The 15,988-nt window shown below is 58.8% G+C and carries 11 protein-coding genes and 1 pseudogene; all 12 read left to right on the forward strand.

What is annotated here, in order from left to right:
• Positions 1–218 precede the first annotated feature (218 nt).
• Positions 219–951, forward strand: a pseudogene (locus OMP40_RS27005) (ZIP family metal transporter).
• 15 nt (positions 952–966) lie between these two features.
• Complete coding sequence (locus tag OMP40_RS27010) at positions 967–1,431, forward strand: hypothetical protein (protein ID WP_277535956.1); 465 nt, start codon at positions 967–969, stop codon at positions 1,429–1,431.
• Positions 1,432–1,851: 420 nt separating this feature from the next.
• A complete protein-coding gene (locus OMP40_RS27015) occupies positions 1,852–3,240 on the forward strand; it encodes an ATP-dependent DNA helicase (protein ID WP_420872046.1) in 1,389 nt (462 codons plus the stop codon).
• A gap of 11 nt (positions 3,241–3,251) precedes the next feature.
• Positions 3,252–3,716, forward strand: coding sequence for a helicase C-terminal domain-containing protein (locus tag OMP40_RS42330; RefSeq protein WP_420872047.1), 465 nt, complete (start codon positions 3,252–3,254; stop codon positions 3,714–3,716).
• Between the two features lie 512 nt (positions 3,717–4,228).
• Complete coding sequence (locus OMP40_RS27020) at positions 4,229–5,884, forward strand: hybrid sensor histidine kinase/response regulator (RefSeq protein ID WP_277535958.1); 1,656 nt, start codon at positions 4,229–4,231, stop codon at positions 5,882–5,884.
• A 31-nt stretch (positions 5,885–5,915) separates the two neighbouring features.
• Positions 5,916–11,633, forward strand: a complete 5,718-nt coding sequence (locus OMP40_RS27025) for a HAMP domain-containing protein (protein ID WP_277535960.1) — start codon at positions 5,916–5,918, stop codon at positions 11,631–11,633.
• A gap of 403 nt (positions 11,634–12,036) precedes the next feature.
• Entirely contained in the window at positions 12,037–12,774 is a 738-nt protein-coding gene (locus OMP40_RS27030; RefSeq protein WP_277535963.1) for an SH3 domain-containing protein, read from the forward strand.
• 22 nt (positions 12,775–12,796) lie between these two features.
• Positions 12,797–13,015, forward strand: a complete 219-nt coding sequence (locus OMP40_RS27035) for a hypothetical protein (protein WP_277535965.1) — start codon at positions 12,797–12,799, stop codon at positions 13,013–13,015.
• Complete coding sequence (locus tag OMP40_RS27040; RefSeq protein ID WP_277535967.1) at positions 12,984–13,196, forward strand: hypothetical protein; 213 nt, start codon at positions 12,984–12,986, stop codon at positions 13,194–13,196. The genes OMP40_RS27035 and OMP40_RS27040 overlap by 32 nt, the downstream gene beginning before the upstream one ends.
• Before the next feature lie 129 nt (positions 13,197–13,325).
• Complete coding sequence (locus OMP40_RS27045; protein WP_277535969.1) at positions 13,326–14,567, forward strand: PAS domain-containing protein; 1,242 nt, start codon at positions 13,326–13,328, stop codon at positions 14,565–14,567.
• Complete coding sequence (locus OMP40_RS27050; protein ID WP_277538055.1) at positions 14,516–14,881, forward strand: PAS domain S-box protein; 366 nt, start codon at positions 14,516–14,518, stop codon at positions 14,879–14,881. The genes OMP40_RS27045 and OMP40_RS27050 overlap by 52 nt, the downstream gene beginning before the upstream one ends.
• On the forward strand, positions 14,868–15,971 hold the full coding sequence (locus OMP40_RS27055) for an ATP-binding protein (RefSeq protein WP_277535971.1): 1,104 nt from the start codon (positions 14,868–14,870) through the stop codon (positions 15,969–15,971). The genes OMP40_RS27050 and OMP40_RS27055 overlap by 14 nt, the downstream gene beginning before the upstream one ends.
• Positions 15,972–15,988 lie beyond the last annotated feature (17 nt).

A 15,988-nucleotide genomic window follows, 5' to 3' on the forward strand; every position in this document is an offset into this window, starting at 1 on the left:
GCCATAATCGCAAGCGTTATGCGAGGGACGGGGCAGAGCGCCCCGTTCTTTTTTTTTCAAATATATAGATTGGAATGAAGGGCGTATATCGTTTATTGTTAATCTCATCCGGTTTATCGTGCTTCTCTTCGCGAGAGTCAAGTCAAAAACGGCTTGCGTTCGCATACGATAAGGGAAACGCGAGGCCATTGCTTCGTATGTGAAAGGAGAACTGACGCTTGGAAACGGCGCTGCTCGGCAGCTTTATCTCCGCGATGGCGACGGTGCTCGGCGCCGTCCCGATCCTGTTCATCAAGAGGCTGTCGGAAAAGTGGAAGGACATGCTGGTCGCTTTTACGGCCGGCATCATGGTATCGGCGTCCATGTTCGGGCTGATCCCGCAATCGCTGAATGAATCGGGACTCGTCTTGCTTACCTTGGGACTGCTCATCGGCATCGTTTCGCTCGACTTGATCGAAAAAAACATTCCGCACGTGGACGTCGAGAACGGCGCGCGCGTGCGCGGGTTCGACAACAAGGCCTTGTTAGTATTGGTAGCGCTTTTTTATACACAATATACCGGAAGGGCTGAGCACGGGCTTCAGCTATGCCAGCGCGAGCGAGGGGCTCGGCACGATGGTAGCCGTCGCGATCGGCGCGCAAAATATGCCGGAGGGGCTCGTACTGGCTGTGTTTCTGCTCAGATCCAATGTCGGCAAGCTCAAGCTGCTGTCGCTCGTGACGCTCACAGGCTTGATGGAGGTCGTCTCGGCGGTCATCGGCTACTTCACGGCCAGCTACGTCGATTCATTGATCGGCATCGGTCTTGCCTTCGCCGCCGGCGCCATGCTGTTCATCGCTTACAAGGAGCTGATCCCCGAAAGTCACGGGCACGGCTACGAACGCCCATCGACTTATTCGTTTATCATCGGTCTGATCATTATGATCTACATCGCGCATTGGTTCGGTTAGAATGGGGGGAGTCGGATGGCCTTCGAATGGCCGGGCTACGATCCGCCGGGTTTCGGCGATACGCAGTCGCTTTTGGCGGACGCGGGAATCGACTTGGAGGGGCTGCGCGGCGCTCGCATTTGCAACGTCTTTTCGGCATGGGACATCGGTGCCGAACGTTGGTGCGCGTCTTCGCCGATCGTATTCGAGCTGGATGACGTTAGGCTTGAAATCGGGTTCGCAAGCGGTCGCTTGATCCGGTTGTCGCTCGACCGGATTCAGATGAACGCACCGATTGCCAAAGACGTGCAGGCTCGCGGCGGGGAACGCCGTCTTGCTTACGAATGGCGGACGGACCGCTGCGAACTGGCGCCCTACGTCGGCCGGTTCATCCTCGGTGCCGACTTTCTGGAGAAGAACGAGGGCTGGGGAGGAATCGTCGGCGTTTGTCTGCGGACGGACGGGGGGAGCGCTCGAGCTCGTCAATGTTGCGCCTGCTGACGGCGTCGCGGTCGGAATTAATCCGCAGGGGCACGACAAGACCGGCTTGAAGCGCATTATCGCGATTTGAATGAACGATAGGATCGTCTTGACGGATTCGCACGAATATCGCAGGTTTCCGGCCGGAGCGCGCCCGCGTTTCGGTTGTTTTCGCTGCAGGCGAACCGCGTTAATCGAAGCCTCGACGGTGCGCGATTGTGGTATAATGAGTGCTTCGGCATTTTCGTCAGACCTATACGAGACAAGGTTGGAGGCAATAAAGCTTGAGCAAGCGTTATCCATTCGAGGTCGTAAGCGGCAAACCTTTCATCGAGCAAGTCGGGGAATGGGTCGCGGACGTTTTTTACGATATTTTGCCCGAAGCGGGATTCGAGGTTCGGGACGAGCAAATCTTCATGGCTTACCAGGTCGAACGGGCCTATGCGGATAAAAAAAACGATATTCGCCGAGGCGGGCGTCGGCACGGGCAAGACGCTCGTTTATTTGCTGTACGCCGTCTGCTATGCGCGGTACACCGGCAAGCCCGCGATCGTCGCCTGCGCGGACGAGTCGCTGATCGAGCAGTTGGCCAAGCCGGAGGGAGACCTCGCGAAGCTGGCGAAGCATCTGGATCTGACGGTCGACGCCAGACTGGGCAAGTCGCAGGACCGGTATTTGTGCCTGCAAAAGCTGGACGACGCGCGGCTCGGTTATGCGGATACCGAACTCTACAAAGACATCTACGAGAGCCTGCCGCCGTTCGTAGGCAAAGCAGAAGCGCTTCAATCGTTTCACGCATACGGCGACCGCAAGGAATATCCGGATCTGGACGACGTCCAGTGGGGGCGCATCGGCTGGGACAGCTTCCGCGACTGTTTCGTGTGCGACAAGCGCCATCGCTGCGGCATGACGCTGTCGAGAGAGCATTACCGCAAGGCGGCGGACATCGTCATTTGCTCGCACGATTTTTACATGGAGCACGTGTGGACTTACGACAGCCGCAAGCGCGAAGGCCAGCTGCCGCTCTTGCCCGAGCACAGCTCGGTCGTCTTCGACGAGGGCCATCTGCTAGAGGCCGCCGCGCAGAAGGCGCTCACCTACAGGCTGAAGCATGCCGCATTCGAGGAGCTGGTCACACGGCTGCTTAAAAACGATATACGCGAGTCGCTCGCGGTGCAAATCGACCTGGCGATCGAACGGAGCGAGCTGTTGTTCGAGGCGCTGGCGGCGCGCAGCGCGAAGGTCGCGGGCTCCGACCGGATGGAGATCAAAGCAGACCCGACGCTGCTCAGGTCGGTCGCGGAGCTCGACGCCGTTCTGGAGCGCATCGAAGAAAATCTCGTGTTCGAGAGCGAGCTGTTCAACCTCGACGGCTACCAGCTGCGGATCGTCGAGGAGCATCTCGAGATGATGCGGACCGCGCTCGGACTGTTCGCGGCGCCGAAGCCGCCCATATGCTGGACGGTCGACGGGTTGTCGGGACTAACGCTCGTCATTATGCCTCGAACGGTGCGCGAGGTGCTCGGAGAGCGGGTGTTCGCAAAACCGATGCCGATCGTATTTTCTTCGGCGACGCTTTCTTCCGATGGAACGTTCGATTACCTCGCGCATAGTCTGGGCGTGCCGAACTATTTGTCGTTCAGCGTTCCTTCGCCTTACGATTATCCTGACCGGATGAAGGTCACGGTCCCGCGACCGAATGCTTCTATTAAGGAAGACGATCGGTTACGGACGGCATGGAAGGCGGAAGCGGCGCTCGCGGCAATCCGCAGGTCGGATGGGGGGAGCGCTGATGCTCTTTCCGTCCAGGGAAACGTTGGCGGCGTTTAAGGCGGCGTACGATGGGATGGAAAAAAAAGCCCGACCGCCGGTTCCTGTTCGAAGGGGATCGGGAGATTACGGTGCTGATCTCGGAATTCCAACGGGATTTGAGCAGCGTCTTGTGCGCGGTCACGCTATGGGAAGGACTCGACGTCCCGGGAGCGTCGCTCTCGGCCGCGATCATGTGGGCGCTGCCGTATCCGCCGAACGATCCGGTGTTCGACGCCAAGCGCAGGGAGGCGGACGATCCCTACAAGGAAGTGGATCTGCCGTACATGCTGCTCAGATTCAGACAGGGGATCGGGCGTCTGATCCGAACGCGCGAGGATCGCGGGGGAGATCGTCGTGCTGGAGGCTGCGCTCGAAGGCGACGAAGCGCTCGCATCAAGGCTTCGCGCGGCCCTTCCCGAAGGCGTGGCGCTCACGTTCGAATAACGCGTTCGGCACGCCGGACAGCACATAAGCCATGCCAAAGCGGCCTTTAACAGGGCTGCTTTTTTTTATCTTTAAGACGACGAATGGCCGGAAAGCGAACGGAGGGCGCAAATACGACCCGGCAGATAGCGTGAAAGTCAGGGCAGGCTATGCGTACCGGGCTTTGGACCCAGGAGGCGTTATATCTGTAAAAACAAATCAAAACACGATCGTTATGGACCGTAGAGACGTTATGAACCCTGATCGACGCTAAAAAAAGACTGGCAATGACCGGATTACGGCATCTGGGTCCGAGAGCGGGCTGCGAATGGCGATTTGAGCCATAATAAGGGCTCCTGTGTCCAATGGTTTTCCATAAGACGACGTTAAATAAGTTATGTAAACTAGATACACTGCGATTTACCCGTACTTGTGCGTCCGCCACCTTAAAAAAAACGTATAAAAAAGCCAAACCTCGAGCGTTTCGGACAGAAGCGTCGTGGGTATATAAGCGTGACAGCTGTGCGATGAATCCGCCATAAGATTTTGTTCGACAATCTATCGAAATTCAAGGAGGAGCGGAATGGAAGACGCCGCCCATATCTTGCTAGTAGACGATCGTCCGGAAAACCTGATGGCCATCGAAGCCATATTGGCCGGAGAGCCTTACCTGTGCGTAAGAGCGTATTCGGGGATCGAGGCGCTGCGCTGTCTGCTCGAAAAAGAGTTTGCCGTCATCGTCATGGATATACATATGCCCGATATGGACGGGCTGGAGACGGCGGCCATGATCAGGGCCCGGGAGAAATCGCGCGTCGTGCCGATCATTTTCGTTTCGCAAGACGCGCACGAAGGCCAATACGATTTCGACGGACATGCCGGCGGCGCCATCGATTATTTGACGAGACCGCTGGCGCCGCATATTTTCAGGTCGAAGATCGCGGGCTACGTCAGCATGTACGAAACGACAAAAGCGCTGCAGAGACAGAGCGAGCTGCTGCAGCAGCAGACGCGGCAGCTGGAGCGGACGAACCAGGCGCTCGTGCAGGCGAAAGAAACGGCCGAGATCGCCCTTCGCGTCAAATCGGAATTTCTCGCCGTCATGAGCCATGAGATCCGGACGCCGCTGAACGGCATCATCGGCATGTCGGACCTGCTGCTCTCTTCGGATTTGCCGGAGGAATACGCCAGCATGGTCGGCATCATACATACGAGCGGCAACGTGCTATTGTCCGTTATCAATCACATCCTCGACTTTTCGAAGATCGAGTCAGGCAAAATGGAGCTGGAGGAAGAGCCGTTCGACCTCAGGATGTGCCTGCTCGAGACGATCGATCTGTTCACTGCCGCTTCGCGCGAGCGGCATTTGGAGCTGATCGTCGTGCTGGATCCCGATCTGCCGACGATACTGACAGGCGACAAGAACAGATTAAGACAGGTGCTGATCAACATCGTGGGCAACGCCGTAAAGTTCACGAAGAGAGGCGGCGTCTACATATTCGTCAAGCAATTGTCGGAAGCAGACGGCATGCTGATCGTCGAATTCACCATCCTCGATACGGGCATCGGCATTCCAGCGGACAAGATCGGTCAACTGTTCCATCCGTTCGCCCAGCTCGACACGTCGATGAACCGCAAGTTCGACGGCACCGGACTCGGGCTATCGATCAGCAAATCGCTCGTGGAGCTCATGGGCGGGGAGATCCGCATCGAAGATACGCGGGAACCGGGCGCGATGTTCGTATTCACCGTAAAAGCAGGCAGGGTGCCCGGGGACGCTTCGGAGCCGATGCGTCCGGAAGCGCTGGCTGTCTTGCCCGAACGGCATTACGAGGGAGGCGGGGGCATACCCGAAGGCCTGCGCGTGCTCGTCGGCGAGTCTTGTCCCATCTACCGCTCCTTGCTGGTACATATGCTGGACATGCTCGGCATCGGCGCGACGGTCGCCGCGGACGCGGAAGCGCTGCGCGAGGCGCTGTGCGTCGGCGAGTACGACGTCGTATTCGCCGACGAGGAGCTGCTGGCGACGGTCGCGGCGCCCGGAGGCGCGGATCGAAAAGGGCGAACGAACCGCGTTCCGAGGGAACCGCCTTACATCGTCGCCTTATGCGCAAAATACGAAGAAACGCCGGCGCGCGCCGGCGAGGCGGAAGAAGCCGACGATATTCGCGATTATATACAAAGACCGATTTCCCTTGAGCGACTCAAACGATTGATCGGCAACCTTCAAATCAGATAATTATTTAGGCTTCATGGGGGGATGAGGAGACATGACGGATAAGGATATGGATCGGCTGTCGGGGGAGAACCCGCCGGACAGCGGAGAACTGCTGAACGCGCTGATGGCTTTGAAAAAAGGAAACTTCGCCTATCGCATGCCTTACCATTATACGGGCGTAGCCGGCAAGGTCGCGGATACGTTCAACGAGATCATGGATATTCAAGAATCCATGGTTCACGAGATTCAGCAGCTCGCTCGCGTCGTCGGCAAGGAGGGCAATCTGTCGCGCAGATTCGCGCTGCAGCACAAAGGGGGAGCATGGGATCAGACGGTCGAATCGCTGAACGGCCTGATCGACGATCTCACCCAGCCGACCAGCGCGATGGTTCGGGTCATTAACGCGGTCGCGCAGGGCGATCTGTCGCAGAAGGTCGAACTCGAATTGGAAGGGAGGCCGCTGACGGGCGAGTTTCAACGAACGGCCGCCAATATCAATACGATGGTCGATCAGCTGTCGATGTTTTCGTCCGAGGTCACGCGCGTGGCGCGCGAGGTCGGCACCGAGGGCAAGCTCGGCGGACAAGCGGACGTCAAGGGCGTATCCGGTACCTGGAAGGATCTGACCGAGAGCGTCAACAACATGGCGAGCAATCTCACCGACCAGGTGCGCAACATCGCGGCCGTGACGACCGCGGTCGCCAAGGGCGACCTGTCCAAGCAGATTACGGTTAACGCCAAGGGCGAAATTTTGGAGCTGAAGAACACGATCAACACGATGGTCGATCAGCTGTCGATGTTTTCGTCCGAGGTTACGCGCGTGGCGCGCGAAGTCGGCACCGAAGGCAAGCTCGGCGGACAGGCCGACGTCAAAGGCGTATCCGGCACGTGGCGCGACTTGACGGAGAGCGTCAACTACATGGCTTCGAATCTGACCAATCAGGTGCGCAACATCGCGGTCGTCACGACCGCCGTCGCGAACGGCGACCTGTCCAAGCAAATCACGATGGACGTTCAAGGCGAGATTCTGGAGCTGAAGGTTACGATTAATACGATGGTCGGCCAGCTGTCGACGTTCGCGTCCGAAGTTACGCGGATGGCGCGCGAGGTCGGCACCGAGGGTATCCTCGGCGGTCAAGCGGAGGTCAGCGGCGTCGCCGGCACGTGGCGCGACTTGACCGAGAGCGTTAACTATATGGCTTCGAATTTGACGAACCAGGTTCGCAATATCGCCGAGGTGACGACGGCCGTCGCCAAAGGCGATCTGTCGAAGAAAATTACCGTCGACGCCAAGGGCGAGATTCTCGAGCTGAAAAGCACGATCAACACGATGGTCGATCAGCTCGGCAATTTCGCTTCCGAAGTTACGCGCGTCGCGCGCGAGGTATCGAATGACGGCATACTCGGCGGCCAGGCGGACGTCAAGGACGTCTCCGGCACGTGGAAGGACCTGACCGACAGCGTTAATTTCATGGCCGGCACGCTCACCGACCAGGTACGGAACATCGCCGAGGTGACGACGGCGGTCGCGAAGGGCGATCTGACCAAGCAGATCACCGTCAACGCCAAAGGCGAGATTCTCGAGCTTAAAAATACGATCAACACGATGGTCGACCAGTTGTCGACGTTCGCGTCCGAAGTTACGCGGGTCGCCCGCGAGGTCGGTACCGAAGGGATGCTGGGCGGACAAGCCCAAGTTAAAGGCGTGGCCGGCACGTGGCGCGACCTGACCGAATCGGTCAACGACATGGCCTCCAACTTGACCGATCAGGTGCGCAACATCGCCGTCGTCACGACGGCGGTCGCGAACGGCGATCTGTCCAAGAAGATCACGGCCGACGTTCAGGGCGAAATTCTCGAGCTTAAAAACACGATCAATACGATGGTCGACCAATTGTCGACGTTCGCCTCCGAGGTTACGCGCGTGGCGCGCGAGGTCGGCACCGACGGCAAGCTCGGCGGCCAGGCGCAGGTCAAGGGCGTCGGCGGCACCTGGAAGGATCTTACCGAGAGCGTCAACAACATGGCCCGCAATCTGACCGACCAGGTACGCAACATCGCGGACGTCACGACCGCCGTCGCGCGGGGCGATCTGTCCAAGAAGATCACGGTCGACGTCAAGGGCGAGATTCTCGAGCTGAAAAATACGATGAATACGATGGTGGACCAGCTCGGCAACTTTGCGTCCGAAGTCACGCGCGTCGCCCGCGAAGTGGGCACGGAAGGTAAGCTCGGCGTGCAGGCGGACGTCAAGGACGTCTCGGGCATGTGGAAGGACTTGACCGACACGGTCAACTATATGGCGAGCAATCTGACCATCCAGATGCGCAACATCGCGGGCGTCACGACGGCGGTCGCGAACGGGGACCTGTCCAAGAAGATCACCGTCGACGTCAAAGGCGAGCTGCTCGAGCTGAAAAATACGATCAATACGATGGTGGACCAGCTCAATTCGTTCGCGTCCGAGGTTACGCGGGTGGCGCGGGAGGTCGGCACGGACGGCAAGCTCGGCGGCCAGGCGCAGGTGCGCGGCGTCGGCGGCATCTGGAAAGATCTGACCGACAACGTTAATATCATGGCCGCCAACCTCACCGACCAGGTGCGCGGCATCGCCAAGGTCGTGACCGCGGTCGCGAACGGGAACCTGAAGCTGAAGCTGACCGTCGACGCGAAAGGCGAGATCGCGGAGCTGACCGATACGATCAACAACATGACCGACACGCTGGCGATCTTCGCCGATCAGGTCACGACCGTGTCCCGGGAGGTCGGCGCCGAAGGGAAGCTGGGCGGCCAGGCAAGCGTGCCTGGCGCCGCCGGCACGTGGCGCGACCTGACCGACAACGTCAACTATATGGCGAGCACGCTAACGACGCAGGTTCGCGCGATCACCAACGTCGCCACCGCGGTGACGAACGGCGACTTGTCGCGGACGATCGACGTGGCGGCGGCGGGCGAAGTCGAGACGCTGAAGGACAACATCAACGAGATGATCCGCAATCTCAAGGAGACGACGCGGATCAACACCGAGCAGGACTGGCTGAAGACGAATCTCGCGAAGATCTCTCGGCTTATGCAAGGACAGCGGGACCTGTACGCCGTCTGCCGCATGATCCTGTCGGAGCTCGCGCCGCTCGTCTCGATGCAGCACGGCGTCTTCTATATGAACGAAGTCGTGAACGGCCAGTCCGTGCTCAAGCTGTTCGCAAGCTACGCTTTTCACAATCGCAAGCATCTCTCGAACGAATTCCGCGCGGGCGAAGGCCTCGTCGGCCAGTGCCTGATCGAGAAGCAGCGGATCCTGTTGACCAACGTGCCCGGCGATTACGTGGTGATCACCTCCGCGATCGGCGAGGCGACGCCGCTGAACATCGTCCTGCTCCCGATCATTTTCGAAGATCAGGTGCTCGCCGTACTGGAGCTTGCTTCGTTCAGGGCGTTCAGCGAGATCGATATCGCCCTGCTGGACCAACTGACGGATTCGATCGGCATCGTCATCAACACGATGCAGGCGAACCGGCGCACCGAGGAGCTGCTCATTCAGTCCCAGTCGCTGACCGAGGAGCTGCAGAAGCAGCAGCTGGAGCTGCAGAACACGAACGAAGAGCTGGAGGACAAGGCCAAGCTGCTCGTCATCCAGAAGGCAGAGGTCGAGAGCAAAAACAACGAGGTCGAAGTCGCAAGACGATTCCTCGAGGAAAAGGCCGAGCAGCTGGCGCTGACGTCGCGCTACAAGTCCGAGTTTCTGGCGAACATGTCGCACGAACTCCGCACGCCGCTCAATTCGCTGCTGCTGCTCGCCGAACAGCTTGCGGACAATCTGGACGGCAATCTGGCCGAGCATCAGGTCAAGTTCGCCAAGACGATCCAGGATTCCGGTCACGAGCTGCTGAATCTGATCAACGATATATTGGATCTGTCGAAGATCGAATCGGGGACGGTGTCGGCCGAGTACAGCGAGCTGAACATCAGGGATCTGACGGATGGGCTCGACCGCTCCTTCCGGCATATGGTGGACGAGCGCCTGCTCGCGTTCCGCATCAAGGTCGAACCCGAGGTGCCGACGCGCATCGTCAGCGATTCGAAGCGACTGCAGCAAATCCTGAAAAACCTGCTCTCCAACGCCTTCAAGTTCACGGAAAAGGGAGAAATCATGCTCCGGGTTCGCAGGGCGACGGAAGGCTGGAGCGAGAGCGCGGACCGGCTTAACCGGGCGGCCTCGGTGCTATGCTTTACCGTAAGCGATACCGGCATCGGCATTCCGAAGGACAAGCAGCAGATCATTTTCGAGGCGTTCCAGCAGGCGGACGGCAGCACGAACCGGGTATACGGCGGCACCGGTCTGGGCCTCACGATCTCGACCGAGATCGCGGAGATGCTGGGCGGAGAGATCACTCTGTTCAGCGAACCTGGCAGCGGCAGCGTATTTAACCTGTATTTGCCGATCGACGCCTGGGATGTTCAGCCCGAACCGAAGACGCGGCATATGCCCGAAGTTATCGACGTCTCTCCGCCGAAGCGGATCCGTCTGACCCCTTCGTCGCAAGGCGAAGTACTCCGGGACGACCGGGACGAGATCGAGCCGGGCGACCCCGTCTTCCTGATCGTCGAAGACGATCTGAAGTTCTGCGAGATCGTCCAGGATGCGCTGAGCCGCAAGGGCATCAAGACGGTGATCACGTCCAAGGGCCTTCAGGCGCTCGAGCTGGCCAAGAAGTACAATCCGATGGCGATCACGCTCGATCTCCATCTGGGAGACACCGACGGCTGGCTCGTGCTGGAGCATCTCAAAAACGATATGTCGGTCCGCCACATTCCGGTATGCGTCATTACCGTCGACGAGGACAAGACGGAGCTGCTGCGCAAGGGCGTATACGATTATCTGTGCAAGCCCGTCACCAACGACGAGCTCGATCTGGCGCTTGAGAGCCTGAACGCGTTCGCGTCGCGCGGGGAGCGTCAGCTGCTCGCCGTCGTGAAGTCGCCCGAACGAAGGAAGCAGATCGTCGACTCGCTCGCGGGCGGCACGCTCAAGATCACCGCGGTCGACACGGCGCGCAAAGCGCTGAACCAGATCGGGGTGAAGCCGTTCGATTGCGTCGTGACGGAAGGCGAACTGGCCGACATACCGTTGCCCAAGTTCCTGCGCGAGATTCAGAAGAAGTCGGCGGGAAGGCGAATTCCGGTCGTCGTAGAGGGCGGTCTCAAGCTGAGCGGGGAAGAGCAGGAAGAGTGGGAGGAAATATTGAAGTCCGCCGTCGTGAAGGAGGTTCGCACGGCCGTCCAGCTGATGGACGAGACGACGCTTTTCCTTCACCGGCGATCGGACGAGCTGCCGGCGGGTTCGCGAGAGGCGCTCGAGCGGATCTACCAATCCGACGAAGCGATTCAATCGCGCAAGGTGCTCGTCGTGGACGACGACGTACGCAACATTTTCGCTTTGACGACGATATTGGAGCGCCACCAGATGACCGTGCTGCCGGCGGAAAACGGCCAGGCTGCGATCGATATCCTGGAGGCGACGCCTGACGTCAGCATCGTGCTGATGGACATTATGATGCCCGTCATGGACGGGTACGAGACGACTCGCGCGATCCGGGCGAACCCGGCATTTGCGGACTTGCCGATCATCGCGCTTACGGCCAAGGCCATGAAGGGCGACAGGGAGCTATGCATCGAGGCGGGCGCCTCCGACTACATCACCAAGCCCGTCAACAGCGCGCAGCTGCTGGCGATGATGCGGAGCTGGCTGGATCGGGGCGACGACAGCTAAGCGGCGAGGGCTGATTTTCTCCTGGCGAGCATGTCTTCGAAGGTATAGGAGCAGGAATAGAAGCTGAATAGAAGCAGGGACGTTACCCCAATCATCGGGCAGATGAAGGGAGGCGTTCCTGTTTTTTTTTGCGCGTCAAGAAGCGTCCGACTTTGCCGGCGAACGTCTGCGCGGAACGCAGCAGCAGACGACACGACCTGCCAGCGGGAACGGATACCTGAAGGAATACGTTGAATGACAACGCATGGAAAGGGAGAAGACGCGTTTTCGCACGCTTCGTCGACAAAGGAAATGTAAATATTCGTTGACGAATTGACATGTTTTTCAGGGGGGCGTCTGTACAATCTATCCTATATTCACGATTCGCTCGTCCTTCATCAAAAGAAGAGAGGTGCAGTTATGCGTGGAGATAAGAAGCGGTTCCCCCCTTGTCGTACTGATCGTCGCGACGTTGTTTGCAACGCTTGGCCTGGCCTCGTTCGGTGCTTTGCAGGATCAAGCCCCCCTTGCCGTCGCCGCCCCGATCTCGAAGCCTTCGTCCTTCCCGCAGGCGGCCGATGCCGAACCGCAACAGCCGAGCCTGCCCCGGCAGCCGACTTCGCCCGTCCTTTCGCTGCCGGTTACGATACATTTGTCCTACCAGGACGGTCCGTCCTCCGTCAACCCCAACGAGCTCCCCGCCGACAATCGAAAAAAACCGCTTAAATTTACGCTCGACGAAGAGCTCGGGACCAAAGCGGCCGGTACGGTCGCAGGCAAAGACGAAAAAAACGGCCCGGATGTCCCAAAGGCGAGTCCGCAAGCGCCGGCCGTTGAGATATACGAAGTGTCCGCATATTATTTAAACGTTCGCGCCAATCCCTACAACGGCTCCAAGGTGCTGCGCGTCGTCGAAAAAGGCACGCGCCTCGAGGTTGCGGCCGTCACGGACAAGGGCTGGCTTCGTCTAAGCGGGGGCGGCTACGTTCATGGGGGGTTACGCCTCGAAGATCGATGCCGACGAGCCGGCCGTTCGAGTCCCGGGAAACGGCCTCCCTGCGCCGGAGACGAAGCCGGCGCAGCAGCCCACGCAGAACGATGCAGGCGCCGCCGGCTCGGACGAATCGCAAGAAGCGCTCCCGGATCCGTCGAGTCCGACTAATCGCGTCCAGTCCGACTCGGGCTTGACGGAAGCGCATATTGCGAAGCTGTTCAAAGGGACGGCGCTTGCCGGACACGGCATCGAGGACGTCGTCCTGGAGATCGAAGAGGACTACGGTATCAACGCTTTGTTCACGATCGCGGTCATGAAGCTCGAGAGCGGCAACGGGAAGAGCAAGCTGTCCCGTACAAAAAAACAATTTATTCGGCTTGAACGCGACGAGCGGAGATCCGAACAATAAAGCGTTCAGCTTCAAGACGAAGGCCGATTCGGTGCGCAAGTTCGGACAATTGCTGGCGGATAAATACGTGGACAAAGGGTTTACGACCATCGACAAGGTCGCTGCCAAGTATTGCCCGGCGAGCTCAAGCTGGGCCGGAAAGGTAAAAGGAATCATGAAAAGCGATTACCGAAAATTGTAACGATGCGTTATAATCGATGTAGCGTGCAGACTGTCGATCAATCGACAGTCTTTTTCGTGGTTTGAATGTTTAAGGATCGGCCGTACGGGGTATAGACAGTCCGTGTAGACTTGAAACCGATCGGCGGACATGCGAAAGGGGTTAACGCGATGTCGGGCTTGCCGCAGTCCTTGCTCAGCACGGGGGGAACAATGGTTTAATTTATCGCGCCACGGCATCGGAATCGCGAATGCCGCCGGCAGGTGGATCGCGGTCAACGAAGCGATGGCGAGCTTGTTGGGATACGAGGAAAACGCCTTGCTTGAAATGCCCGTCGAAGCGCTGTTCGCTTCGGCGGGACAGCCCGAAGCGGAACGCCGGGCGGCGTCTGAAACGGGTGGCAGCAACGTATTCGGCGTTACGCTTAAGGATAGCGGCGGCAGACCGGTCAGGTTCGACGCCGCCGCAGCGACGATCCCGGCGGAGACCGAGGGAGAGCGGCTCACGATTTGGCAATTTTACGCGGCAATGGATCAGAATCGCACCGAAGACGAGCTCGAAGCGCTTCGGGAACGGCAGCGTATCATCGGCGAAAATATCGTCGATCTTTATTACATATGCGATTGCGAAGGCCGGATTCTCGAAGCGTCGCCGAACGCCCATGCGCTGCTCGGCTATCGACAGGACGAACTGGTCGGTTCGGACGAACGTATCCTATTCGATCCGGCGGACTTGCAGCGCTATCAAAGTCAATGTCCAAGGACGCATACGATAAAAGAATACAGGCTCAGACACAAGGACGGCAAATCGCTCTGGTTCGAAGCCGGCGTCAAACCGCTTGCGGGCAAGAGCGGGAACCCGTTCAAGCTGTTCGTGGGCCGAGAGATTACGGCGCGCAAAAAGCATGAAAGCATGTCCGCGGAAGCCGAACGGATCGCGGCGATCGGCAGTTGGGAGTGGGAAACGGCGAGCGGACGTTTTTCCCATTCCGCGAATTTGGCCCGCATTTACGAAAATGCGTCCGATCGTCCGCCGGGCGAAGCGCTGACGCTCTCTACTCTGGTCGCGGCCGACGATCGCCAAGACTTTGAGGCAATGACGAAGGAAGCCGCGAACGGCGGAGAGATCAGCTTCGAGACGCGATTGCCTATGAAGAACGCTTCGTTCAAATACTTGCATGTGCGGGGGGACCGCCGTCTGTTCGGATCAGGGGGGAAGCGACCGGGCTCGTCGGTTCCGTTCAGGATATTACCGATCGCAAGCTGGTGGAGCTTAAGCTGCAAGAAAGCGTCGAACGCTATACGTCGCTCAAAAAATACAATCACGACGCCGTCGTCTCCATCGACCTGGAAGGACGCGTCATCAATGCCAATCAAGTCGCCCAGGACTTGACCGGCTATACGGTTAGCGAGATGATCGGTTATCCGATCGCGAGCTTCACGGGCTGGAGGCGATTCGCTCCGCTTAGCGGCAACGCCGAGACCTCCGAGGCGGAGATTCGCCAGAACGACAAAATTACGCATAAGGACGGCAGCACGCGCGAGGTGCTGACGACGCTTGCGCCTATCATTATTCATGGCGAAAACGTTGGCTATTATTTAATCATCAAAGACATTACCGAGCAAAAAAAAGCTGCTGATCGAAAAGGAAAGCGCCGAGTCGACGAACAAAGCGAAAAGCGAGTTTCTGGCGATGATGAGCCATGAAATCCGCACGCCGATGAACGGCATCATCGGCATGACGGACCTCCTGCTCGACGGCGACAACCTGAACGATACGCAGCGCAGCTATTTGAACGTCGTTCGCAAGAGCGGAGAGACGCTGCTCGCCATCATCGGCGACATTCTGGATTTTTCGAAGATCGACTCGGGCAAGACGGAGCTGGCGTTGGATTCGTTCGACGTGCGCGCCTGCGTCGCGGAATCGGTCGACATCGTCTCGGCCAAGGCGAGGGACAAGGGCCTTGGGATCGAAGTGGCCGTCGATCGCGACGTTCCCGGACTTGCCGTAGGCGACGCCAGCCGGTTAAAGCAAATATTGATGAATCTGCTGAGCAACGCCGTCAAATTTACGACGTCGGGCGGCGTTTACGTGAATGTCGTCCGGATCCCGGGCGAGCGGGGCAAGATCGGGCTCAAGTTTACGGTGAAGGATACGGGGATCGGCATTCCGAAGGAAAAGGCGTCCAAGCTTTTCCAGCCGTTCTACCAGATCGACAATCCATTCACGAGGGAAACCGAAGGCACGGGCCTGGGGCTGGCGATCAGCAAGAAGCTTGCCGTCCTTATGGGCGGCGACATCTGGCTCGAGCAGCTTGAAACGCAGGGCGCCGCGTTTTCTTTTACGGTGGCGCTCGAACCTGAGGTTGCATCCGATCTTTCGGCAGTCCAGCCGGCGGGCGAAGCGGAGGAATCGGGCGCTGTGCGCCCGCTGCAGATTCTCGTCGCCGAGGATAACAAGATCAATCAGCTCGTCATGCTGAAAATTCTCGAAAAGCTCGGTCATCGCGTTCTGATCGCCGAACACGGGAACGAAGCGGTCGAGGCGGCGTCGCGCGAGGCGTTCGACCTGATCTTCATGGACGTTCAAATGCCGGGCGTCGACGGCATCGAGGCGACGCGGATGATCCGCGATCGGCTGCCGGCCGAGACCTGTCCCATCATCGTGGCGGTGACCGCGAACGCGCTCAAGGGGGACCGGGAACGGTTCATGGCCGCGGGCATGGACGAATATATGAGCAAGCCGATTTACAAGAGCCTGGTCAAGGAAATGATCGGCAAATTTTTCGGACGATGATCCCTGGACAAGAAAGA

It is taken from the genome of Cohnella rhizosphaerae, assembly GCF_029525575.1.
GTDB classification, from domain to species: Bacteria; Bacillota; Bacilli; order Paenibacillales; family Paenibacillaceae; genus Cohnella; species Cohnella rhizosphaerae.

Bases quoted from the DNA above. Each gene is read 5' to 3' on its own strand.
- OMP40_RS27010 (WP_277535956.1), top strand. From the start codon at position 967: ATGGCCTTCGAATGGCCGGGCTACGATCCGCCGGGTTTCGGCGATACG.
- OMP40_RS27015 (WP_420872046.1), top strand. From the start codon at position 1,852: ATGCGGATAAAAAAAACGATATTCGCCGAGGCGGGCGTCGGCACGGGC.
- OMP40_RS42330 (WP_420872047.1), top strand. From the start codon at position 3,252: ATGGGATGGAAAAAAAAGCCCGACCGCCGGTTCCTGTTCGAAGGGGAT.
- OMP40_RS27020 (WP_277535958.1), top strand. From the start codon at position 4,229: ATGGAAGACGCCGCCCATATCTTGCTAGTAGACGATCGTCCGGAAAAC.
- OMP40_RS27025 (WP_277535960.1), top strand. From the start codon at position 5,916: ATGACGGATAAGGATATGGATCGGCTGTCGGGGGAGAACCCGCCGGAC.
- OMP40_RS27045 (WP_277535969.1), top strand. From the start codon at position 13,326: ATGCGAAAGGGGTTAACGCGATGTCGGGCTTGCCGCAGTCCTTGCTCA.
- OMP40_RS27055 (WP_277535971.1), top strand. From the start codon at position 14,868: ATGATGAGCCATGAAATCCGCACGCCGATGAACGGCATCATCGGCATG.